Annotated in this window: 19 protein-coding genes and 1 pseudogene; 5 read left to right on the forward strand and 15 right to left on the reverse strand. The window is 73.2% G+C overall.

Annotated elements, in window-relative coordinates; all coding sequences use genetic code 11:
* Positions 1–211: 211 nt before the first annotated feature.
* From AB0F77_RS24670 to AB0F77_RS24705, 8 genes are all read right to left on the reverse strand, one after another.
* Positions 212–643 carry a DUF4387 domain-containing protein gene (locus AB0F77_RS24670; protein WP_361952563.1) on the reverse strand — a complete coding sequence of 144 codons (432 nt, stop codon included), beginning with the start codon at positions 641–643 and terminating at the stop codon, positions 212–214.
* Positions 636–2,072: an acyclic terpene utilization AtuA family protein gene (locus AB0F77_RS24675; RefSeq protein WP_361952566.1), complete on the reverse strand. Its 1,437-nt coding sequence runs from the start codon at positions 2,070–2,072 to the stop codon at positions 636–638. The genes AB0F77_RS24670 and AB0F77_RS24675 overlap by 8 nt, the downstream gene beginning before the upstream one ends.
* Positions 2,056–3,297 (reverse strand): ABC transporter ATP-binding protein, encoded by a 1,242-nt coding sequence (locus tag AB0F77_RS24680; protein WP_361952569.1) that lies wholly within the window; start codon positions 3,295–3,297, stop codon positions 2,056–2,058. Before AB0F77_RS24680 ends, AB0F77_RS24675 begins: the two co-directional genes overlap by 17 nt.
* Complete coding sequence (locus tag AB0F77_RS24685; RefSeq protein ID WP_361952572.1) at positions 3,290–5,023, reverse strand: iron ABC transporter permease; 1,734 nt, start codon at positions 5,021–5,023, stop codon at positions 3,290–3,292. Before AB0F77_RS24685 ends, AB0F77_RS24680 begins: the two co-directional genes overlap by 8 nt.
* On the reverse strand, positions 5,020–6,156 hold the full coding sequence (locus AB0F77_RS24690; RefSeq protein WP_361952575.1) for an extracellular solute-binding protein: 1,137 nt from the start codon (positions 6,154–6,156) through the stop codon (positions 5,020–5,022). Before AB0F77_RS24690 ends, AB0F77_RS24685 begins: the two co-directional genes overlap by 4 nt.
* A 91-nt stretch (positions 6,157–6,247) precedes the next feature.
* Positions 6,248–6,967, reverse strand: coding sequence for a GntR family transcriptional regulator (locus AB0F77_RS24695; RefSeq protein ID WP_361952578.1), 720 nt, complete (start codon positions 6,965–6,967; stop codon positions 6,248–6,250).
* Between the two features lie 223 nt (positions 6,968–7,190).
* Positions 7,191–10,319 carry a discoidin domain-containing protein gene (locus tag AB0F77_RS24700; RefSeq protein WP_361952581.1) on the reverse strand — a complete coding sequence of 1,043 codons (3,129 nt, stop codon included), beginning with the start codon at positions 10,317–10,319 and terminating at the stop codon, positions 7,191–7,193.
* A gap of 212 nt (positions 10,320–10,531) precedes the next feature.
* Positions 10,532–11,437, reverse strand: coding sequence for an SDR family NAD(P)-dependent oxidoreductase (locus AB0F77_RS24705; RefSeq protein WP_361952584.1), 906 nt, complete (start codon positions 11,435–11,437; stop codon positions 10,532–10,534).
* A 56-nt stretch (positions 11,438–11,493) separates the two neighbouring features.
* Between AB0F77_RS24705 and AB0F77_RS24710 the strand changes: the two genes are divergently transcribed.
* From AB0F77_RS24710 to AB0F77_RS24720, 3 genes and pseudogenes are all read left to right on the forward strand, one after another.
* Positions 11,494–11,952 (forward strand): MarR family transcriptional regulator, encoded by a 459-nt coding sequence (locus tag AB0F77_RS24710; protein ID WP_361952587.1) that lies wholly within the window; start codon positions 11,494–11,496, stop codon positions 11,950–11,952.
* Complete coding sequence (locus AB0F77_RS24715; protein WP_361952863.1) at positions 11,949–12,404, forward strand: methyltransferase; 456 nt, start codon at positions 11,949–11,951, stop codon at positions 12,402–12,404. The genes AB0F77_RS24710 and AB0F77_RS24715 overlap by 4 nt, the downstream gene beginning before the upstream one ends.
* Before the next feature lie 53 nt (positions 12,405–12,457).
* A pseudogene (locus tag AB0F77_RS24720) lies at positions 12,458–13,189 on the forward strand (AfsR/SARP family transcriptional regulator); the annotation flags it as partial.
* A 95-nt stretch (positions 13,190–13,284) separates the two neighbouring features.
* On the opposite strand, the gene AB0F77_RS24725 reads toward AB0F77_RS24720, so the two are convergent.
* A complete protein-coding gene (locus tag AB0F77_RS24725; RefSeq protein ID WP_361952590.1) occupies positions 13,285–13,989 on the reverse strand; it encodes an SDR family NAD(P)-dependent oxidoreductase in 705 nt (234 codons plus the stop codon).
* A 173-nt stretch (positions 13,990–14,162) separates the two neighbouring features.
* On the opposite strand from AB0F77_RS24725, the gene AB0F77_RS24730 reads away from it, so the two are divergent.
* On the forward strand, positions 14,163–15,176 hold the full coding sequence (locus AB0F77_RS24730) for a sigma-70 family RNA polymerase sigma factor (protein ID WP_361952593.1): 1,014 nt from the start codon (positions 14,163–14,165) through the stop codon (positions 15,174–15,176).
* A 70-nt stretch (positions 15,177–15,246) separates the two neighbouring features.
* On the opposite strand, the gene AB0F77_RS24735 is transcribed toward AB0F77_RS24730, so the two are convergent.
* From AB0F77_RS24735 to AB0F77_RS24755, 5 genes are all read right to left on the reverse strand, one after another.
* Entirely contained in the window at positions 15,247–17,628 is a 2,382-nt protein-coding gene (locus AB0F77_RS24735; RefSeq protein ID WP_361952596.1) for an excinuclease ABC subunit UvrA, read from the reverse strand.
* Between the two features lie 121 nt (positions 17,629–17,749).
* Positions 17,750–18,160 carry a VOC family protein gene (locus AB0F77_RS24740; protein ID WP_361952599.1) on the reverse strand — a complete coding sequence of 137 codons (411 nt, stop codon included), beginning with the start codon at positions 18,158–18,160 and terminating at the stop codon, positions 17,750–17,752.
* A 305-nt stretch (positions 18,161–18,465) separates the two neighbouring features.
* Positions 18,466–18,657, reverse strand: a complete 192-nt coding sequence (locus AB0F77_RS24745; RefSeq protein WP_361952602.1) for a hypothetical protein — start codon at positions 18,655–18,657, stop codon at positions 18,466–18,468.
* Positions 18,658–18,730: 73 nt separating this feature from the next.
* Positions 18,731–19,561, reverse strand: coding sequence for a family 1 encapsulin nanocompartment shell protein (locus AB0F77_RS24750; RefSeq protein ID WP_361952605.1), 831 nt, complete (start codon positions 19,559–19,561; stop codon positions 18,731–18,733).
* A complete protein-coding gene (locus tag AB0F77_RS24755) occupies positions 19,558–20,544 on the reverse strand; it encodes a Dyp-type peroxidase (RefSeq protein WP_361952608.1) in 987 nt (328 codons plus the stop codon). The genes AB0F77_RS24750 and AB0F77_RS24755 overlap by 4 nt, the downstream gene beginning before the upstream one ends.
* Positions 20,545–20,706: 162 nt before the next feature.
* Between AB0F77_RS24755 and AB0F77_RS24760 the strand changes: the two genes are divergently transcribed.
* A complete protein-coding gene (locus tag AB0F77_RS24760) occupies positions 20,707–21,627 on the forward strand; it encodes a LysR family transcriptional regulator (RefSeq protein WP_361952611.1) in 921 nt (306 codons plus the stop codon).
* Between the two features lie 31 nt (positions 21,628–21,658).
* On the opposite strand, the gene fdhD is transcribed toward AB0F77_RS24760, so the two are convergent.
* On the reverse strand, positions 21,659–22,501 hold the full coding sequence (gene fdhD, locus AB0F77_RS24765; protein ID WP_361952614.1) for a formate dehydrogenase accessory sulfurtransferase FdhD: 843 nt from the start codon (positions 22,499–22,501) through the stop codon (positions 21,659–21,661).
* Positions 22,502–22,528 lie beyond the last annotated feature (27 nt).

A 22,528-nucleotide genomic window follows, 5' to 3' on the forward strand; every position in this document is an offset into this window, starting at 1 on the left:
GGCGGGCGGGGCGGCGGTCCTGATGGTCGCGGTGCGGGCGAAGCCGACCATGGGCGGCAGGTCCGGGCGGACGCAGCGCAACGGCCGGGTGGTGACGTGGGAGAGGCCGAGGGAGGGGTCGGCGAGGGCCAGGGCGTTGCACACCGTCGGTGTGTCGAGTCGGCGGAGCAGGTCGAGCCGGCCGGCGGTGACGTCCACCGCGGCGGTGGGTTCAGGCACGGTCGGCCTCCTCACCGGCGGCACCAGGAGTGCCGGGGGTACTCGGGGCACCGGGGGTGTCTGGGGTACCTGGGGTGCCAAAAGTACCGAGGTGGCGGTCGGGGATCGGCAGGGAGGCGAGCGGGACGTGGTGCTGGCCGGCGTGGACGTCACGGTCCCGGAGGCCGGCCTGGGGGACGGGCCGGGGGAAGGAGATCTTGACGACGTTCAGCTCGGGGATGCGGAAGATCCGTACCTGCCGGGGGTCGACCCGGTAGAGGCCGGCGATGGTGCGTTCGTTCAGGAAGGTGTCGTCGGCCGCGACGGCGTAGCCGGCGGCGTCCTCCATGAAGGTTTCCAGGGTGACCCAGAACGGGCCCGCGTTCTTGGAGCGGATCTCCAGGGCGCGGTCCGCGAGCAGGGGCCGGCGGTGGGGCTCAGGCACGGGTGACCTCGTGGGAGTGGTGGGTGCGGAACATGCCGGTCGGCGAGTCGACCTCAACGACGTGGTGGAGCGCGAACTCGTAGGCGGCGCCGCGTTCGGTCTCCGCGGGGGAGGTCGCGAAGGCGAAGCTGGGCAGGTACTGCATCTCGGGCAGCGGCAGGTGCAGCATCAGCGGGTTGGCGACCTTGGCGACGGCGGTCGCGAGGGCCTGGGTGGGGGCGTTGACGAGGAGCATGACGCCGACCTCGCGCGGCGGGCCGGGATCGGGGTCGAGGTCGTCGAGGATCGCGTTGTGGCCGTACAGGCGGACGTCCACGGCGTAGTCGTCGGGGGGCAGTCCGAGGGTCTGCGCGATGCGTTCGGCGAGGATCGTGCGCAGCAGCGCGGCCCAGCGGTCGATGTGGGCGGTGATGTAGGGGTCGCGGATGCCGGTGAACGAGACGGTCTCGTAGCCGGTGACGCGGGAGCCCTCCAGTTTGATCGTGTGCTGTTCGGCCTGCTCGAAGCGGGAGCCCTCGACGCGGACACGACGGTCGTCGAGCGCGGTGTACACGGCGTCGGAGACGTCGAGGGTGCCGGCCGGTTCGCGCATGCGGTAGGGGTCGACGGTCTCGTAGAGCATGTGCGCGGCGACGGAGATCGGGGTGCAGGCGGCGTGCGGGGCGAGCGGTTCGACGACGAAGCCGGTCCGGTCGATGGTGGCGAAGACGCCGCCCGATCGGGGGTCGGTGGTGCACTGGCCGCCGCATTCGACGATCTTGGCGGCGTGCCAGGTAGGTCCCGGCGGCAGCCCGAGCATCAGGGGGACGGCGGCGGCCACGGCCGTGTCGGTGGCGCGGCCGGCCAGGACGACCTGTGCGCCCGCCCGGATGGCGTCGGCGATGGGTTCGTGGCCCATCATGCCGACGATGTGGGTGCAGTCCTCCAGGGTGGCCGCGTCCAGGGGGCCGAGCGGCGGCAGCGGCCGGATGCGGTCGGCGTCCAGTTGCTCCTTCAGGAACGAGGACTCCTGCTCGCTGTAGACGCGGGCGACTCTCAGGTCGAGGCCCTCGTCCGCCATGACCTCCTCGGTGATGCCGGCCACCCAGTCGACCCCCGAGTCGGTGCCGCCGGTGCCGCAGGAGCCCACGACGAGGGGGACGTCGGCGCGGGCGGCGGCGATGAGGAGGATGCGCAGGTCGCGGGCGACGGCCGCGGCGGTGGTCTTCGCGGTGCCCGTGCCGAGGTAGTGGGGGCCGGAGTCGGTGGAGCCGCCGTCGACGGCGATGACGTCGGGGTTCAGGAGCAGACCGCGTTCGACGGTGGAGGGGTCGAATCCGGCGCCGAGCATGCCGGCCGGCACCAGGACACCGGCCCGGTCGGCGGGACCGGCGACCGGGGCACCGGCGGCCGCGGTCTCGGCGGACGGGGCGTCATTGGACGGGGACATGGGGGTTCTCCTCGTGGGTGGCGGATTCCTCTGCGGGGTCCCCGGCGGATTCCTCCGCGGACTCCTTGCCGGAGCCCTCCGCGGGGTCCCTGCCGGAGCCCTCCGCACGGTCCTCTGCGGATTCCTCTGCCGGGTCCTCGTGGTGGATGCGGACGGCCTCGGGAGGGAGGCGGACGGTGAGGGTGTCCGTGTCGACGCGGCGGGTGGTGGTGACCGTCACCGGCGTTCCGCCGATGCGGATGCGGTAGCGGTAGTGGTCGCCGAGGTACGTCCGGCTCTCGACGGGCGCGGTGACGGTGTCCCGCGCCGCCGCACGCTCGTCGGCCGCGCGTTCCCGCGCCGTGTCGCGGACGATGTCGATGTTCTCGGGCCGGACGACGATGTGCGCCGGCCCGCGGCGCCTGCCGGTGTGCGGCACCGTCAGCGGGGCGTCCAGGCCGGCCACGTGGATCAGCGCGTCCGTCCCGTCGGCCTCGACGACCGTGGCGGGAAGGATGTTGGCGGTGCCCACGAAGTCGGCCACGAACAGGTCGGCCGGGTGGTCGTAGACGTCGACGGGCGTGCCGATCTGCCGTACCCGGCCCTGGTCCATGACGGCGACGCGGTCGCTGACGGCCAGCGCCTCGTCCTGGTCGTGGGTGACGAACACCGTGGTGACGCCGACCTGTTGCTGAAGGGTCTTCAGCCAGTGGCGGGAGCGGTCGCGGAGCTTGGCGTCCAGGTTGGAGAACGGCTCGTCGAGCAGCAGCATCTCGGGCGGATGGGCCAGGGCGCGGGCGAGCGCGACACGTTGCTGCTGGCCGCCGGAGAGTTCGTGCGGGTAGCGGCGCGCGTGGTGTCCGAGTTCGACGAGGTCGAGCACTTCGCGGACGCGGCGGTCGCGCTGGGCCCTGCCGGTCCTGCGCAGCTTCAGCGGGTAGCCGACGTTGTCGTACACCGACATGTGGGGCCAGACGGCGTACGACTGGAACACCACGCCGCAGTTGCGGTGTTCGGGGGGTACGTCGACCCGGCCGTGGTCGTAGACGACGCGGTCGCCGAAGGCGATGGTGCCGGAGTCGGGCCGGTGCAGGCCGGCGATCGACCACAGGGTGGTGGACTTGCCGCAGCCGCTGGGGCCGAGGAGGGTGAAGATCTCGCCCTCCCGGACGGTCAGGGACAGGTCGTGCAGAGCGGTGTGCTGCGTGAACCGCTTGGTGATCCCGTCGAGGTGGAGGCTAGGCACGGGGACGCACCCCCAGCAGGGCGCGCCCCGCGCCCAGGACGACCAGCGTGATGATCATTTGGATCACTCCCAGCGCTGCGACGGTCCCGCCGGTGCTCGTGGCGGCGAGTTGCAGCATGGTCAGGCCGAGGACGGGCGTCCGGTCGGTGACGAGGAAGACGGCCGGTTCGGACTCGTTGAGCATGGACACGAACAGCAGGACGAACGAGGCGGCCATGGCGGGCGCGACCAGGCGGAAGACGATGGTGCGCATCGCCTTCCACCAGGTGGCCCCGGAGGTGCGGGCGGCGTTGTCGAGGTCGGCGCCGATGCCGGCCAGGGCCGGGTGGAAGGCGCTGTAGCCGAGGGCGAGGCTGCGGACGGCGAAGGCGAGGCCGACGCCCCAGAGTCCGGCGCGCAGCGTTCCCGACCTGTCGAGCAGGGCGAAGCTCCAGAAGAAGGCCATGCCGGTGATCAGTGCGGGCATCATCCGCGGCCAGAGCATGACCTGTTGCAGCGAACCGCGGAAGCGGAAGTCGGAGCGGTGGGCGACGACGGACAGCACGGCGATGGCGACGGTGGTCAGCGCGCCGCCGACCGTCGCGATGAGCAGGCTGTTGACGAGGGACCGCGTGTAGAGCGGATTGTCGAGGACGGTGGAGAAGTTGCCGAGGGTGAGCACGCTCCACGGGGAGATGAACGGCGACAGGATCGAGGTGAAGGCCGCGAGGACGACGCCCGCGAGGGGAACGACGACGGAGACGAGCAGGACGAGGGCGATCAGCGCCGACGGCAGCCAGCGCCACGGCCCGAGCCGGAGGAGGCGGACGCCGGTGGCCTTCCCGGTCGTGGTGGTGAAGCGCGCGGTGTCCCCCACCAGCCGGTTGCGGAGCACCAGGAGTCCCGAGACGGCGGCCAGCAGACAGACGGCGCCAGCGGAGACGAGGCCCTGCTCGGAGTCGTTGACCCAGTGGTCGTACAGATAGGTGGAGATCAGGGTGATCTTGTTGGAGAAGCCCAGGATCAGGGGCAGTCCGAGCACTTCCATGGACAGGGCGAAGACCAGCAGGGCGGCGTTGGTCAGGGCCGGGCGCAGCAGGGGCAGGCTGACGGAGACCAGGCTGCGCAGGGGACCGGCGCCGGAGGTGCGCGCCGCGTCCTCCAGGGCGGGATCGACGGCGAGCAGGGTGGCGCGGCACAGCAGGAAGACGACCGGGGCGGCCACGCTGACGCCGACCAGGGCCATGCCGGGGATGCTGTAGAGGTCGACGGGCATGCGCAGCACGGTGTGGGTCCTCAGCCAGGAGGAGGCGAATCCGGCGGGGGTCCACATGACGGCCCAGCCGAGGATGAGTACGAGGCCGGGCAGGGCCAGGGGCACGAGCAGCACCGTGGACAGGAGCCGGCGGCCGGGCAGGTCGGTGCGGGTGAACAGGACGGCGCAGGCGGTGCCGAGGAGGAGGGAGCCGATCGTGTTGAGCGCGGCGAACAGCACCGAGTGGGCGACGGCCGTCCACCATTCGCCGTCGGTGAGGAGCGCCCGGTAGTTCTTCCAGGTGAGGTGTCCGCCGGAGTCGTACAGCGGCGTGGACCACAGGGAGGCGACGGCCACCGGTACGACGGGGCCGACGACGACCACGAGGGCGAGGGCCCACAGCAGGTAGTGGCTGGTGCGCGGGTGCCGTCGGACGCCTGCCCGGAGGCGGTCGCGAGGCGGCGCGGGGGAAGTGGACCGGGTGGTGCTCACCGGCCGTACGCCTTGTTCCAGCGGGCCCGTATGCCGGGCTTGTCCTGGACGATGCCCTTCGGGTAGCCGCCGAGGATCAGGTTGTCGGCGCCGACGGCCTGTTTGACGGCGGGGACGCCGTAGGCGCAGTCGACGCCGTCGCGGTACGGGGTGAACCCGCCCTTGCAGGCGGCCTCCTGGCCCTTCACGGAGAGCAGGAAGTTGACGAAGACCTTCGCCGCGTCGGGTGCGGCGGCCTTCTTCGTGACCGCGACGGCCCTCGGGAGCAGGGGAGTTCCGTCGGTGAGGTACGTGTAGTCGAGGATCTTGGCGGCGTCGCCCGTGATCAGGGCGCGTACGGTGCCGACGACGAAGTAGCCGGCCTGGTACTGGCCCTGGGCGAGCTTCTGCATCAGGTTGCCGGTCCCGGACTCCACACCGGAGTTGGGCCCGAGCCGTTCGATGTTCTTCCACCCGGCCTCGCCGTGCTTGTCGAGGTAGCCGGCGACGGCCCCGAACGAGGTGGGGTTGGTGAGGTCCGTGGTGGCGACCTTGCCCTTGAGCGAGTCGGACAGCTTCGCCAGCGAGGTGATGTCCTTGGGCTGCCGGTCCTCGGGGACGAGGGCGGTGTTGTAGACGGCGACCACCGGGTCCTCGGACATGGCGGTGACACCGGGCGCGAGCCGTGCGTACGCGGGCAGGTTCTTCAGGTTGGGGTCGGTGTAGTCGAGGACGTTGCCCTCGCCGACGAAGTTCAGCATGCCGACCGCGTCGGTGCCCATGACGACGTCGGCGGTGCGGACGCCGGTGGCGGACTCGGTGGCGTAGCGCTGGAAGGTCTGGCTGTCGTCCATGCTGAGCACGCGCAGGGTCAGGTCGGGGTACGCGGCGTGGAAGGCCGCGGTGACGGGCTTCATCTGCTGTTCGTCGGCGTTCGTGTACAGGAGGACCGAGCCCTGTTTCCTGGCCCTGGCCAGGGTGGCGGCGTCCACGGGGGTGGGGGCGGACGCCTTGCCGACGTCGACGCCGGCACCCGCGCCGGCGCCCGCTCCGGACGTCCGTGTCGGCGTTCCCGCCGTGGAGCCGCCGCAGCCGGCCAGTGCCAGGGAGCAGGCGGCCGTCACCGCGCAGATGCCGGGGAGTGAGATCCTCATCGATCCTCCACTATTTGCTATAGCGTGAGCTGTGTGGCGGAGCCGGACGGCCCCGCGCGGCCGCTTTCGCGGCTCGGGTGGCTCGGGCGGCTCAGTCGGAGAAGCGCTGAGCCAGCCGGGAGATGTTGGAGGTGCGGCTGTGGGCCCGCATGAGCTCCTCCGCGCGCTCGCCGTTGCCCGCGGCGACGGCGTCGTAGATGGCGCGGTGCTGCCGGTAGCGCTCCTCCACGGCCTGGCGTCGTTCGCCGCCGAGTTCGGACAGGACGCTGTGGCGTCGTTCGTCCGCCCCGAAGGCGTCGACCATGCGCAGCATCTGGATCAGCGAGGAGTTTCCGCTGGCCTGGTCCACCAGGGTGTGGAACCGGCGCATGCGGTCCATGATCGAGACGATGAGCCCGCGCTCCTCTGCGCTGCCGGGTTCGGCGCTCTCCACCTGGGCCCGCAGGGCGTCGGCCTCCTCCAGCAGGTCGCTCATCCCCCGGCGCTGGGCCGCGGTCGCCTTCTCCGCGGCGAGCCGGGCGGCCAGCGCCCGCAGCACGTCCTCGATCATGGTGAACTCGCGCAGTTCGTCCTCGTCGAACTTGGCGATCCGGACGGAGCGCGGACCGATCCGCTCCACCAGCCGGTCCTGTTCGAGACGGCGCAGCGCCTCGCGGACCGGGGTGGCGCTGATGTCCAGGGACTCGGCGAGCCCGCGCTCGGTCACCTTCTCACCGCGCTGGAGCACGCCCGAGACGATGGCCTCTCGGATGGCGGTGTACGCCTGGTCCCCGAGGGTCACGGGCGAGGCGAGGTGCGGAAGCTGTCCCATGCCACGTACCGTATTTGCTACAGCGTAATTGTCAACGGGTCGCGCGACGGAAACGCGCGAGGGAACCGTCCGCGGCACTCGGACAGGAACGTCCGCGGCACCCGGGCAGGAACATCCGTGGCCCCCGGACAGGGGCCTCCGGGAGCGTGCCGGAGGCCCCACCGACCACCGGTACGGGCCGGTCCTCACCACGACCGGCCCGTACCGCGGCCGAAGACCCCGGTCAGCGCAGGGCGAGCCGTACGAGCCGGGCGCCGCCCCGCTCCCCCGCGTCCGTCGCCAGCGCGACATAGCGGGCGACGGCGTCCAGGGCGAGTTCCCTGGTCCGGCCGTGACCGGCGAGCCGTCCTGCGGCCGTGTAGGTCAGACCGTCCGTGCTGTACTCGGCGCGCAGGGCGGGCACATGACCCTCCGTCCACTCCGTGCGGAGATCGCGTACGCGGACCGGGGCGCCCAGGTCGACGACCATGCGGCCGTCGGGGCCGGGCGTCCACGCCGTGTGCGGGTCGCCGTCCGCGGCGGCGGCCGGGTCCGACATGCCGGGCGGCAGGGGGCTGGTCGGGAAGACCGTGCGGCCGAGGGCGAGGTCGTCCAGGGGGAAGGCGACGGCACCACGCAGGGTGACGGTGGTGGTGCGGCCCGCGCGGACCACGGCCACCTCGTCCTGGCCCTGGCCCGTCACCCGGACCCGGCAGGACGGCCCGTCCAGCCGGACCGTGGCGGCGTCGACGACCTGGGCGCGCAGGCCCACGGGCAGCCGTTCGCCGGGGATCGGACGCAGGGTCAGCCGGGGCGCGAGCAGCAGGGCGGTCGCGGCGTCGAGGTCCGCCTCGTAGTCGGTGCCGTCCGCGGTCAGGGTCTGCCGGCCCTCGAACAGCACCGCGCGGGAGCGGGCCCCGGGTATGCGGACCCGCGTGGAGACGGGCCGCTCGGAGAGGTTGAACAGGCTGAGGTGGTCCTCGGTGAGCGCCGCGCGGATGGCGTCGTCGTCGGCCTGCGGGGCGGCGGCGCGGGCGAGTTCCGCCAGCCGGGCGGCGGTCGCGCCGGGGAGCGCCTCGACGAGGAGGGGTGCGGCCGGGCCGTCGGACAGGACGACGGTGTCGCCGTACACGGCCAGTTGCCGCTTCGCGTCGCGCACGACGAGGCCGGCGCGGCCGTCGACGTCGAGCCAGCCGCCCCGGCTGGCCGCGTCGGGCACCGGCCAGGAGACGAGGTCGGTCCACTGCTGCCCGTCGGCGGAGCCCTGCACCGTGTAGGCGCGACCGGCCGCGGCCTCCCAGCGGAGGGTCACCCGGTCCACGGTGCGGGTGGCGCCGAGGTCCACGGCGAGCCAGCTGTCCGCGCGGGGACGGTCCGCCCGCGACACCGCCCATCGGCTCGTCGCGTTCCCGTCGACGGCGAGCGCCGGTTCCTTGCCGGAGTCGAAGGAGGACGCCGTGGCGGTGCCGCCGCGGGCGAGGTCGGTGCCGTCGGCGCCGTCGCGGGCCTCGAAGGCGTACAGCGAGTATCCGTACGTCGGGTCCGGCCGGACCCCGAGCATGCGCAGGTGGCGCACCTGGGCGGGCGGGAACGTGAGGTCGTCCACTCGTGCCGCACCGGTCGCCGGGCGGGAGTCCTGGGCGGCGACGGTCGCGCTGCCCTCGGCGAAGCGGTAGGTGCGCGAGCCCGTCAGGCCCGCCACCCCCGGCATGGTGAGGTTGTACACCTCCAGATGGCCCTCGCCGGCGTCGGTGCCCGTCGTCGCGTAGACCACGGCACCCGAGGGCAGCGTGGTCAGGCCCGCGTGGCCGGAGCCGAGACGGAGCAGGGTCGCGCTGCCGTCGAACCCGTCGCGCGGCCCGGTGTACGTGCGGACCTGGCGGCCCGTCACCGACGCCGTGGCCGTCGGCAGGAACATGGGGGTGGTGCCGCTGAGCTTGAACAGCCAGTCGTCGTGCGCCGGTTGCCAGGCGAACTTCACGAAGCCCGGCTTCGTGACGGCGCCCGCCCAGGCGCCGGGCGACTGGTGCGAGACCAGACCGGGGCCCGTGCCGAAGTCGGTGGCACCGGACGCCCCGCGGAACAGTTCCTCCTCGGTCAGCGGGCGGACCGTGCGGCCCCGGCTCGCCGCCCACTGGTGCAGGAGGTAGCTGATGGCCAGTTCGGCGCGGGCCTCCGGCTCGTACTTGGGCTCGCCGGAGAACTTGGCGAGCCGGTACTGCGGCGGATATGCCTGGTACGCCTCCAGCCGTTGCGCCAGGGCGACTTCGGCGCGGGCGGCGGCGCGGTCGCCCGTCACCTGGGCGAGGAAGGCGAGCGGGATCACGTCCCGGCCGTAGAGGTGCTCACGGTCGTTGACCATGGGCATCAGCGGCTCGCCCGCGTCGCTCATCACACCGAGGAGGGTGCGCCACAGCGGGGTGGCATTCGGCTGGTCGGTGAGCACCTGCGGCAGCGGGCGGCCGGCGACGATGAAGTGGGCGGCGTTGCGACCCGACGTGCGCCACAGTTCTTCCTGGTAGTGCGGGCCGAAGGAGCCGTGGTTCTCCACGATGAAGGTGTCGTACAGGTTCCGGGCCGTGTTGCCGGAGACGGGGACGCCGTCGACGCGGGCCGGGTTGGCGAGGTCGGCCGGGGGCAGTCCGGTCTCGTTGCGCGACCAGGTGCCGTAGGCGGCCAGCCAGTCGGCGTGCCGGGGGTCGTCCGCGGCCCAGGCCAGGCCGGGGGCGAGGGACTGCGCGTAGACGCCCATCTCCTCCAGCTTGGTGTCGCCCTGGAAGCCGCCGGTCAGCCCGTGCGGGGTCCAGCCCGCCGAGGCGGGGTCGTCGGCGGTGCCCAACGCCGTGGTGTAGGCGGCCTGTTCGCGGGCGATGGTGTCGACGGCGGTACGGGTCGCCTCGTCGAGTTCGTCCCACAGCAGGCGGGCGGCAAGCACGAAGTACAGCTGGAAGGTGGTGTCGAAGAAGAGCGTGCGGCCCCACTGGGTGCCACCGGTCAGCCGGTTGGACGTCGCGAAGTGCCGGATCGTCGCCAGGGTGCGGGACCTGAGGGTCGGCTCGTCGACGCCGGCGCGCTCGGCGTCGTAGGAACCGCGGGTGAGCAGCACGGCGTTGCCGAGCACCACGGCGAAGCCGAAGTCCTTGTCCGTGTAGTAGCCGCGGGTCTGGTCCCACTGCGTCTCGGACCAGTGGGTGTGGTTCAGCAGGACCCGGTAGTAGGTCTCCGCGACCTCGTCCGGCGTCCGGCGGGCCGGTTCCGCGTCGGCGTGGGCGGTACCGGACGCGAGGGTGAGGGGGACGCCGGCGAGGGCGGCGGAGGCGCCGAGGAGTTGGACGAAGCGGCGACGGTCGAGGGGTACGGGTCCGTGGGACACACGCGGCACCTTTCCAAGACAACGTTGTCAGTGCGCCTGAAATGCTCGCTCCCGCCTTGTGGTACGTCAAGGGTTGCAACGGGACGAACCGGAAGGTGACGGACCGTCGGGATTTCCGTCGGACGGCACGGACGGGGACGCGGGGCCCGGTGCGGGGTTCGGGCTTCGCCTCGTCGGCGGGCGGCGGGCGGCGGCGTCCGGCACGTCCGTGTTCACGCCGGTCGTTCCGCGGAACCCGTCTCCGGCCCCGTCTCCCCCAACTCCCCGAGCAGCGCGGCCGTTTCCTCCCACAGTTCCCGCTGGACGGACTCGTCGCGGCCGGGCGCCGGGCACGGCAGGGGGGCGGCGTCCCGTACGGAGACGTAGGCTCCCGTCGTCCGGGCCAGGTCCGGGGCCGTCGCGAGGCGGACGATGACGGACGCGCCCCGGCGGGGGTCGCCGACGCGGAGGGCACCCAGCAGGCGTCGCAGCGGTTCGGCACCGGGGAGGTCGCGGCCGAGGCCGGTGGTGTTGAAGCCGGGGTCGCAGCAGTTGGCCGTGGTCCGCGTGGCGTCCAGGCGCCGGGCCAGCTCCTGGGTCCACATGATCGTCATCAGCTTTGTGCGGCCGTACCGGACCATCGACTCGCGTCGGGTGTAGGGGTCGGTACGGCGCAGGTCGGCCCTCGGGGAGATCCCCCTCGCGTGCCGGGCGGCCTCCGAGGCGACGTTCACCACGCGGGACGGGCCGCCGGCCGCCAAGGTGGGGATCAGGGCCGCGGTGAGGGCGAACGGGGCCAGGTGGTTGACCGCGGTCATCTCCGCCAGGCCCTCGGACGTGACGCGCTGCGAGAAGGCGTGCACACCGGCGTTGTTGACCAGTACGTCCAGGCGGGGGTACGCGGCGGCGATCTCCTCGCCCAACCGCCGCGCCTCGGAGACCAGGCTCAGATCGGCGAGGAAGACGTCGGCCGGGGCGCCGGGCGCCGCCGCCCGCAGGTCCGCGAGCAGCGCCTGCGCCCTGGCGCGGGAGCGGGCCACGACGCCGAGGCGGTAGCCGCGGCCGGCGAGTTCGAGTGCCGTGATCCGGCCCAGGCCCGACGTGGCGCCGGTGATCACTGCGACAGGACGGTGGGTCATCGCCCCTCCATTGGTGAGGTACCTCATGAAGTACGTGTGGGACGATACCCGACACGATGAGTGAGCAAGAAGCGAGGCCCGCCGAGAGTGCTTCCGCCCTGGTCGGCCTGTCCTTCCTGGCCGTTGCCCACCGGGTGCGCGAGACGGTCGACCGGGACATGAACGCCGCGGGGCTGTCGCTGTCCCGCGCCAAGGTGCTGCGGCTGCTGGCCGAACGCGGTGACGTGCACCAGGCCGAACTCGCCGGGGCGCTCGGCCAGGCCCCACGCTCGGTCACCCAGGCCGTGGAGGCCCTGGAACGGCTCGGTCTGGTCACCCGGACCGCCGATCCCCAGGACCGGCGCCGCAAGACCGTCGCCCTCACCGACCGGGGGCGCGCCGCGCTCACGGCGGGCGAACGGGCCGGGATGCGTTCGCTCCAGCGGCTGTTCGGGACGCTCGACGCGCGGGAACTGGCCGGTCTGGATGCCCTGTTGGGCCGTGTCGACCCGGGCGCCGCCGACCGTACGGGCTGAATTCGCTTGCCACCCATCCGCACCTCCGCGGCGAGGTGTTCGACCTGCCCCACGTGGTCGCGGGCAGTGCGCGGGCCGCTGCCGACGCGGGGCTCGCGGACCGGTTCGAGGCCGTCGCCGGCGACTTCTTCGAGCGGGTGCCGGAGGCGGACTACTACCTGCTGAAGTGGATCCTGCACGACTGGAACGACGAGCAGTGCCTCACCATCCTCCGCAACTGCCGTGCGGCGGCCCGGCCCGGCGCCCGGCTCCTGGTGATCGAGGCCCTGGTCGGGGAGGCGGGCGACCCCGGTCCCGCCGCCCTCCTGGACATGAACATGCTTGCCGTGTCCGCGGGGCAGGAGCGCGACCTCGACGAGTTCGACGCCCTGTTCTCCTCGACGGGCTGGAAGCGGACGGCGATCAGCCCGACCCGGTCGCTGTACTCGCTGATCGAACTGGAGGCGTGCTGACGCCCCTTCGGACGGGCGGCGACGGACGGACACACGGACGAGGGACGAGGACGATGTACGGGACGGACCTGACGTTCTCCCTGCTGGGGCCCGTGCGGGCCTGGCGGGGCGGCCGGGAACTGGAGCTGGGCCCGCCGCAGCAGCGGGCGGTGCTCGCCGCGCTGCTGCTGCGCGAGGGCACCCAGACCGGGCCCGAGGAACTGGCCGCCGGCCTGTGGGGCGAGCACCGGCCCCGCACCGCCGGGAGCACGGTCCGCACCTATGTCTCCCGGCTGCGCCGGGTGCTGGACGACGGGGCGTGTCCGGGCGGGCCGAGCGTCATCATGCCGGTGGCGCGCGGCTACGCGATGCCGTGCGGGAACGTGGACGTGTTCCGCTTCCAACGGTTCGCCCGCAGCGGCTCGCAGGCCCTGTGGCGCCGTGAGTTCGCCGTCGCCGCCCGGGAGTTGCGCGAGGCGCCGGGTCTGTGGCGCGGTCCGGCCCTCGCGGGGCTCACCGGTCCGTACACACGGGCGCAGCGGGACCGGCTGACCTTCCTGAGGAACGCCGCGACCGAGGACCGTATCGCCGCGGAGGTCGAACTCGGACTGTTCGGCGAGGCGTTGGCGGATCTGGCGGTGCTGATCGCGGCGGATCCGCTGTCCGAGCGGCTGCGGGAGCTGCAGATGCCGACGCTGTTCCGCTCCGGCCGGCAGGCCGACGCGCTGCACGCCTTCCACCACGCCCGCCGCTTCCTCTCCGAGGAGCTGGGCATCTCCCCCGGGCCGACGCTCAGCCTGCTCCACCAGCGCATCCTCACCAACGCCCCCGGCCGACGGCGCACCCGGGGCGGGAGGCGGCCGGCTGACACCGGCCGCCCCGCGTCCCGCGGGCGGTGCGGTCAGAGCAGCTCGGCGTTCTGGCGCTCCAGCGCCTTGGCCGGCCCGGACTGCCAGCCCTCGGCGATCGTCTCCGACAGCGGGTCCGGGAAGATCTCCTCCTCCCCCTTCTCCACGCCGTCTGCGATGCCCCGGGCGACGGACTCCGGTGTCGACTTGGGGATGTCGAGGTCGCGGGTCATGTCGGTGTCGACCGGTCCGCTCAGCACGGCGTGGACGCTGACGCCCTGCCCGGCCAGGAGGGCGCGCTGCGACTGGGACAGGGCGAACGCGGCGGCCTTGGACACCGAGTAGGCGGGCATGACCGGTACGGCCGCGACGGCCGCCAGGGACAGCACGTTGACGAGGGTTCCCCGGGACCGCACGAGGTGGGGCACGAACGCGCCGGTGACGTCGTGGAGGCCGTACAGGTTGACGGCCAACTGCCTTTCGAGGGCGGACCGTTCGGCCAGGTCCCCGTAGAGCGCCAGTCCGGCGTTGTTGACGAGGACGTCGAGCGTGCCGACGTGCTCGGCGGCGGCCCGGATCTGTTCCTCGCTGGTGACGTCCAGGGGCAGCGGTACGACGCGGGCGTCGGGATGGGGCAGCGGCCCGCGGGTCCCGGCGTACACCCGCCGCGCTCCCCTGGCCAGGACCTCGTCGACCAGGGCCCGTCCGATGCCGCGGCTCGCCCCGGTGATCAGGACCGTCTTGTCGGCGAATTGCATGTGTCCTCCTCGGTGTGCGGACGGCCGGTGTGCTCCGGCCGCCCGGGTCTCGGGGGTGCAGACGCCGCCCTCCCGCGGAACTGGGCGCGCGCCGAGCGCCCAGTTCCGGGTCCGGCCGGAGTCCATACCCCGAACGGCACATCACGGAAGAACGGAAGAGGGGTGACGCGAGAGTGAGCACGGCTGCCGCCGACCTGATCACCAGGGCGCGGGCCGGGGACGGCGACGCGTTCCGGGAGCTGACCGAGCCGCACCGGAGGGAACTCCAGGTGCACTGCTACCGGATGCTCGGCTCCCTCCAGGACGCGGAGGACGCCCTCCAGGACACGCTGCTGTCCGCCTGGCAGGGCATGCGCGGGTTCGAGGGGCGGGCCTCGGTGCGCACCTGGCTGTACCGGATCGCGACCAACCGGTGTCTGGACACCCTGCGCGCGGCGAGCCGCCGGCCGGCCGCGGCCTGGGACTTCCCCGGGGTCGAACCGCCGGAGCCGACGCGGCTCGGGGAGGCCGTCTGGCTCCAGCCGTATCCGGACGCCCTGCTGGAGGGCGCGTTCGGGGAGCCGCTGGGTCCCGCCGCCCGCTACGAGCAGACGGAGGCCGTCTCGCTGGCCTTCGTGACGGCGCTCCAGCTGCTGCCGGGCCGGCAGCTCGCCGTGCTCATCCTGCGCGACGTGCTCGGTTACCACGCCGACGAGGTCGCCGGACTGCTCGGGACGACCGTCGACTCGGTGACCAGCGCGCTCAAGCGGGCCCGCGCCGGTCTGCGGGACCGGCTGCCGCCCGCCGGCGCGCACGAGCCGCCGCCGGCGCCCGGCTCCGCGGCGGAGCGGACCCTGGTGGACAGGTTCGTCCGGGCGTACGGCTCGGGTGACGTCGAGGCGCTGCTGGCGCTGCTGACCGACGACATCCGCGTCTCCATGCCGCCGATCCCGCTGGAGTACCACGGCATCGACGACGTGTCCCGCTTCTACGCCACGGTGCTCGGCGGGGGCTGGGTCCACGACTTCGTGCCGACGCGGGCGAACGGCCAGCCCGCGCTGGGCACCTATGTACGGGCGCCGTCGGGTGTCCGGCACGCCGTCGGCCTGGTGGTCCTCACGCCGAGCGGCGACCGCATCCGTGCGGTCACCCGCTTCGACACCGCCGTCCTCCCGTCGTTCGGGCTCCCCCGCTCACTGCCGGAGTGAACGGGGGCGGGACCACCGAGGTGGCGGCCGGGAGGCGACGGACGAGACGACGGGCGGGGTGGCCGGTCGGTCAGGCCCCGACGTAGGCCGCCAGGTGCTCCGCGGTGAGCGTCGAGCGGGCCGCCACCAGGTCGGTGGGCGTGCCCTCGAAGACGACACGCCCGCCGTCGTGCCCGGCACCCGGACCGAGGTCGATGATCCAGTCGGCGTGGGCCATGACCGCCTGGTGGTGCTCGACCACGATGACGGACTTCCCGGAGTCGACCAGCCGGTCCAGCAGGCCGAGCAGCTGCTCGACGTCGGCGAGGTGGAGGCCCGCCGTCGGCTCGTCGAGGACGTAGACACCGCCCTTCTCCCCCATGTGCGTGGCCAGCTTCAGCCGCTGCCGCTCACCGCCGGAGAGCGTGGTCAGCGGCTGTCCGAGCGTGAGGTAGCCGAGCCCGACGTCCGCGAGCCGCCCGAGGATCCGGTGCGCGGCGGGCGAGTGGGCCTCGCCGGTGCCGAAGAACTCCCCGGCCTCGGTCACGGACATCGCCAGGACCTCGCTGATGTCCCGCCCGCCGAGCCGGTGTTCGAGCACCGACGCCTGGAACCGCCTGCCCTCGCACTCCTCGCAGGTGGTGGCGACCCCGGCCATCATCGCCAGGTCGGTGTAGACGACGCCGACGCCGTTGCAGGTGGGGCAGGCGCCCTCGGAGTTGGCGCTGAACAGCGCGGGCTTGACCCCGTTGGCCTTGGCGAACGCCTTGCGGATCGGATCGAGCAGCCCGGTGTAGGTCGCCGGGTTGCTGCGCCGCGAACCGCGGACGGGGCTCTGGTCCACGGACACCACACCGGCCTCCCGGGGCACCGAACCGTGCACCAGCGAGCTCTTCCCGGAGCCCGCGACCCCCGTGACGACGGTCAGCACGCCGAGCGGCACGTCGACATCCACGTCCCGCAGGTTGTGGGTGCTCGCGCCGCGGATCTCCAGCACGCCCGTGGGCTCGCGCACCGTCTCCTTGAGGGAGGCCCGGTCGTCGAGGTGCCGCCCGGTGACGGTGTCGCCGGCCCGCAGCCCCGCCACGTCGCCCTCGTAGCAGACGGTGCCGCCCGCCGTGCCGGCGCCGGGGCCGAGGTCGACGACGTGGTCGGCGATCGCGATGACCTCCGGCTTGTGCTCCACGACGAGCACCGTGTTGCCCTTGTCCCGCAGCCGCAGCAGCAGGTCGTTCATCCGCTGGACGTCGTGCGGGTGGAGTCCGGTGGTCGGCTCGTCGAAGACGTACGTGGTGTCGGTCAGCGAGGAGCCGAGGTGGCGGATCATCTTGACGCGCTGCCCCTCGCCGCCCGACAGGGTGCCCGCGGACCGGTCGAGGGAGAGGTAGCCGAGGCCGATCTCCACGAAGGAGTCCAAGGTCTGGCCGAGCGCGGTCAGCAGCGGCGCCACCGACGGCTCGTCGAGCCCGCGCACCCAGACGGCCAGGTCGCTGATCTGGAGGGCGCAGGCGTCGGCGATGCTCAGACCGGCGACCTTCGAGGAGCGGGCGCCCTCGCCGAGCCGGGTGCCGTCGCACTCGGGACAGGTGGTGAAGGTGACCGCGCGGTCCACGAACTCGCGGATGTGCGGCTGCATCGACTCGCGGTCCTTGGTGAGCATCGACTTCTGGATCCGCGGGACCAGACCCTCGTACGTCATGTTGATGCCCGCGATCTTCATGCGAGTCGGCTCGCGGTGCAGGAAGTCGTGCAGTTCCCGCTCGGTGTACGCGCCGATCGGCTTGCCGGGGTCGTAGAGGCCGGACTCGGTGTAGAGGCGGTGGTTCCAGCCGCCGGTCTTGTAGCCGGGGACCATGAGGGCGCCCTCGTCGAGCGACTTGGAGGCGTCGTAGAGCTGGGTGAGGTCGAGGTCGGTGACCGTGCCCCGGCCCTCGCAGCGCGGGCACATGCCGCCGGTGCGGCTGTACGTCGCCTTCACGGCCTTGCGCTCGCCGCGCTCGACGGTGATCGCGCCGCTGCCCCGCACCGAGGGGACGTTGAACGCGTAGGCGCCGGGCGGCCCGATGTGCGGCTCGCCGAGGCGGCTGAAGAGGATGCGCAGCATCGCGTTGGCGTCGGTCGCGGTGCCGACCGTGGAGCGGGTGTCACCGCCCATGCGCTGCTGGTCGACGGTGATGACGGTGGTCAGCCCGTCGAGGACGTCGACCTCGGGGCGCGCGAGCGTCGGCATGAAGCCCTGGACGAACGCGCTGTAGGTCTCGTTGATCAGCCGCTGCGACTCGGCGGCGATGGTGTTGAACACCAGGGAGCTCTTGCCGGAGCCGGAGACGCCCGTGAACACCGTGAGCCGGCGCTTGGGGATCTGGATGCTGACGTCCTTGAGGTTGTTCTCCCGCGCGCCGTGCACGCGGATCAGGTCGTGGCTGTCGGCGATGTGCGGCTCGGCCGACCGCGCCTCCGTCGTCCTGGCCATCGTGTCCGTGTCTCCGTCCCTCGGTCCCACCGGCCGCCGGCATGGCGGTTCGTCCCTGTCTACCCGATCGGCGGGCCCGGCCGGAGCGGTACGTCCCCGGCCGGCACGCGCCCGGCTCGGCTCAGTGCAGTTCGTGGAAGCGGACCACGTTGCCCGCCGGGTCGCGGAACGCGCAGTCCCGCACACCGTACGGCTGCTCGGTCGGCTCCTGGACGACCTCGGCGCCGGACGCCCGCACCCGTGCGAAGACGCCGTCGAGGTCGTGGGTGCCGAGGACGATGCGGGCGTAGCCGCCCTTGGCCATCATCGAGGCGACGGCGGCGCGCTCGTCGTCGGTGAGGCCGGGGTCGAGGGCGGGCGGCTCCAGGACGAGGGACGTCCCGGGCCGGCCGGCGGGGCCGACGGTGATCCAGCGCATGGTGCCGCTCCCGTGGTCGGCGCGGACCTCGAAGCCGAGGACGTCGCGGTAGAAGGCCAGGGAGGCGTCGGGGTCGGTGTGCGGGAGGAAGGTCCAGTGCAGGGTGATGTCCATGTCCGCCAGGCTAGGCACGCACCCCCGGCCGGCGCTTCTCCGATCCTGACCGGTTCCGGAGGCAGCCGAGCGGCAGGCGCACCCGGTGGTCGAAGCCCTCGACGTACCACTCCCGGGGGGGGTGGTGGCGCCGGGCGGGACCGCGGGGCCGTCCCGGCCGTGATCGCGGGTTCGGAGAGCAGGTGCCGGGAGGGCGGCGCTCCGTACCGGCGGGGAGACGGACCATGCGCATCGAGGCTCGTCGAGTCGCGCGGGTGTCCCGCGCCCTGTCACGCGGCTCCCCGGGATCGGCGCTGCCCGAGGGCTCACCACTCGTCGCGGTACCCGGCCTCGGACTCCTCCTCGGGCGGTCCCTCCAGGCCCGCCTCGCGCCGCGCGTACGCCGTCCGGCGGGCGAGTTCGTCGTCGTCGGGCCGCCGGGGCATGCCCCTGCTGTGGCCGTGGTCCGGGTCGCCCTCGACGGCGCTGTTGGACTTGTGATGGTGGTGGCGCGACATGTGCGCTCTCCTCCCGTGCGAAACGGGTCCTTCCACGAAAACGCGGTGCCGGGCGCCGCGCAAGCGCTGGGCGTCAGGGGGTGCCCTCGGCGGGGTCGAGCACCACGACCGCCTCGTCCGTGTGGACGAGGAAGGTGAGGGTCTGGCGCAGGTACAGCTCGATGCCGGTGGCGTCGTGGGCGGTGTAGCCGATGGCGAGGTCCTCGCCGAGCCGCAGCTCGTAGTCGCCGCCGCGGGTGGTGAGCAGGAAGGCGCCCTCGACGGCGGGCGCCCAGATCAGGTCGCCGTCGAGGATGCGGGCGAGGTGGGCGGCGACCGGGTAGCCGTGGTCGGAGGTCTCGCTGACCGCCGTGTACGCCTCGGCGCCCAGCAGCAGGGAGTACGGCCCCTGCACCCCGGCGAGCCGGAGGGTGGTCAGGGCGCCGCTGACGGTGTCGGGGAGGTCGCGGGCCTTGTCGGGCAGGCGTGGGACCGGGTTCGAGGTGCGGGCGCGCAGTCCGTCGATGCCCGCGGCCGCGTAGCCGTGGAAGATCGCCCGGTCCTCGGCGAGGGCCATCGTGCGGGCGGCGTCCTTGACCGGCTGCCAGTCGGAGTCCCGGGCGCCGCGGTCGACGTCGTCCACGGCGTCGCGGCGCACCGTGAACGGCACGGTCAGCTCGACCAGGGGGCGGGCCAGGCGCAGCCGGGCGGTGACGCCGGGGGCGGGTCCCGCGATGCCGGTGAGGTGGCCGGTGCCGACGGCGGCGAGGGCGGGGCCGTCGGGGTCCGAGACGTCCACGGCCCGCCGGCCGGCCACGTTGCGGCGGAAGGTGCGGCCGGCCTCGTCCTCGATCTCGGCCCAGGCGGCGGGGGTGATCGGGGCGAGCGCGCGGTGGAGGTTGGTGAGGCCGTCGGGAGTCGTCATGGCCGGGCTCCTTTGAGGCTGCCGATGCCGAGGCCGCCGGTCGCCACGGAGCCGTCGGGGGCCGGGGGCAGGTCGTCGAGGAAGGTGGCGGTGGGCACGTGGAAGAGGCATCCGGTGAGCGCGGTCGAGAAGTCGAGGATGCGGTCGTGGGAGGCGGTGCCGTCGCCGAGGAACATGTTCCTGAGCATCTGCTCGGTGACGTCGGGGGTGCGGGCGTAGCCGATGAAGTACGTGCCGAGGGCGCCGTCCCCGACGCTGCCGAACGGCATGTTCTCCCGTACGATCTTGCGCTCGTCGCCGTTGCCGTCGGTGACGGTGGTGAGGGCGACGTGGGAGTCGGCGGGCTTGACGTCGTCGGGGAGTTCGACGTTGGCGAACTTGGTGCGGCCGATGACCCGGTCCTGCTCGTCGGCCGGGAGGGCGTTCCAGGCGGCCATGTCGTGCAGGTACTTCTGCACGATCACATAGCTGCCGCCCTCGAAGGCGGGGTCCTCGTCGCCGACGTACACGGAGTCGGCGGCGAGCCGGCCCTCGGGGTTCTCGCTGCCGTCGACGAAGCCGAGGAGGTCGCGTTCGTCGAAGTACTTGAAGGCGTGCACCTCGTCGACGACCGTCACGGCGTGGGCGAGGCGGTCGCCGATGAGCCGGGCGAGTTCGAAGCAGAGGTCCATGCGGCGGGCGCGGACGTGGAAGAGGAGGTCCCCCGGGGTGGCGGGGGCGCGGTGGCGTTCGCCCGCCAACTCCACGAAGGGGTGCAGCCCTTGAGGCCGCGGGCCGCTGAACAGGCGGTCCCAGACGGCGGATCCGATGCCGACGACACAGGTCAGCTCCTCGGCGGGGGCGCGGAAGGAGACGGAGCGCCGCAGTCCGGACAGGTCCTCCAGCAGGTCCCGGACGACGTCCTCCCGGCCGGGGACGACGACCCCCACGAGGAACAGGGCGGCCCGCGCGGGCGCCACGACCACATCCTGCGACACGCCCACGCGCCCACCTCCTCGCGGTCACGTCCCCCAACCATCGTGCTTCGCCCACCCCGATTCCGCGCGGGCAGCACCGAAGCGGGAGGGGAGGCAGGGGGCAGGCGGGGCGGAGGTGCCGGTGGGTACGGGTTGGCAGGGGCGATCTCCGTCGGGTACACCCGTGGCGTGTTGTTTCGTCAGTTGGAGTACCTGGTCGCGCTCTCCCGTGAGCGGCACTTCGCGCGGGCCGCGCAGGCCTGTCACGTGTCGCAGCCCGCCCTGTCCGAGGCGATCCGGAAGCTGGAGGACGAGCTGGACGTGCCGCTGGTGCGGCGGGGCCGCAAGTACGAGGGGCTGACGCCCGAGGGCGAGCGGATCGTGGTCTGGGCGCAGCGCATCCTCGCCGACCGGGACGCCCTGAAGGACGAGGTCGGCGCCCTGCGCACGGGGCTGAGCGGCCGGCTGCGCATCGGCTCCGTGCCCACCGCGTCCGGCGCCGTCTCCCTGCTCACGGGCCCGTTCTGCGCGGCGCACCCGATGGTCACCGTGGAGGTCATGGCGGACCTCCAAGCGGAGGACATCCTGCGCCAGGTGCAGAACTTCGAGATCGACGCCGGGATCACGTATCTGCGCGACGACCTGCCGGAGGGCTTCCGGACGGTGCCGCTGTACGAGGAGCGGTACGTGCTGCTGACCACGGCGGGCGACAGTCTGGGCCAGCGGTCGACGGCGACCTGGGCGGACGCCTCCCGGCTCCCCCTGTGCCTGCTGACCGGCACGATGCAGGGCCGCAGGACGGTCGACGGCCTGTTCGCGGAGGCGGGCCTGCGTCCCTCCCCGCGCGTCGAGACGGACTCGGTCGGCACCCTGTTCGCGCATGTGCGCACGGGCCACTGGGCGAGCGTCGTGCCGCACGCCTGGCTGCACGTGTTCGGCGTACCGCACGGCATGCGGGCCCTCCCCCTGGTGGAGCCCGCACGCACGGTGCCGGTCGGGCTGGTGACCACGGCCCGGGAACCGGGGTCGGTCATGGCCCGTGCCCTGACCGAGCTGGCCCGTACGACCGATGTCGCCGCCGCCCTGGAACGGCTCCCCGGGGCCCGCTGAGCCCCGGTGCGCGGGGGCCGTCGGCGGGCGGTCAGCGGGCGCCGACCGGCTCCGGCTCCAGCCGCTGCGCGCCCGCGTACACGTTCATCGACGTTCCGCGCAGGAACCCGACCAGGGTCAGTCCGCTCTCCTCCGCGAGGTCCGCGGCCAGCGAGGACGGCGCGGAGACGGCCGCCAGCACGGGGATGCCCGCGGTGACCGCCTTCTGCACCAGCTCGAAGGAGGCCCGCCCGCTGACCATCAGCACGGTCTCGCGCAGGGGCAGCAGCCCGGTGCGCAGGGCGTGTCCGACGACCTTGTCGACGGCGTTGTGCCGGCCCACGTCCTCGCGCAGGCACAGCAGCTCGCCGTCGGCGGTGAACAGCCCGGCCGCGTGCAGTCCGCCGGTGCTGTCGAACACCTTCTGCGCGGCCCGCAGCCGGTCCGGCAGTTCGGCGAGCCGTTCCGGCGCGAGCCGCAGCGGGTCCTCGGCCACGGACCAGGTGGCGGCCGTGCGCACCGCGTCCAGGCTGGCCTTGCCGCACAGTCCGCACGACGACGTGGTGTAGAAGTTGCGCTCCAGCGAGGTGTCGGGCGCGGCCACGCCCGGTGCCAGGCCCACGTCGACCACGTTGTAGGTGTTGCTGCCGTCGGCAGTGGCGCCGAGGCAGTAGCGGATGCCGGCGATGTGGTCGGCGGCGTGCACGACCCCTTCGCCCACCAGGAACCCGGCGGCGAGGTCGAAGTCGTCGCCCGGGGTGCGCATGGTGACGGTCAGGGGACGTCCGCCGACGCGGATCTCCATCGGCTCCTCGGCGGCCAGGGTGTCCGGCCGGTGGGAGACGGCACCGTCCCTGATCCGCAGGACCCGTCGTCGTACGGTCACTCGTCCCATGGTGCTCCTCGCTTCCGTTCGCTTCCG

Origin of the sequence: Streptomyces sp. NPDC026672 (assembly GCF_040638185.1) — a bacterium.
In the GTDB taxonomy this organism is placed as follows: domain Bacteria; phylum Actinomycetota; class Actinomycetes; order Streptomycetales; family Streptomycetaceae; genus Streptomyces.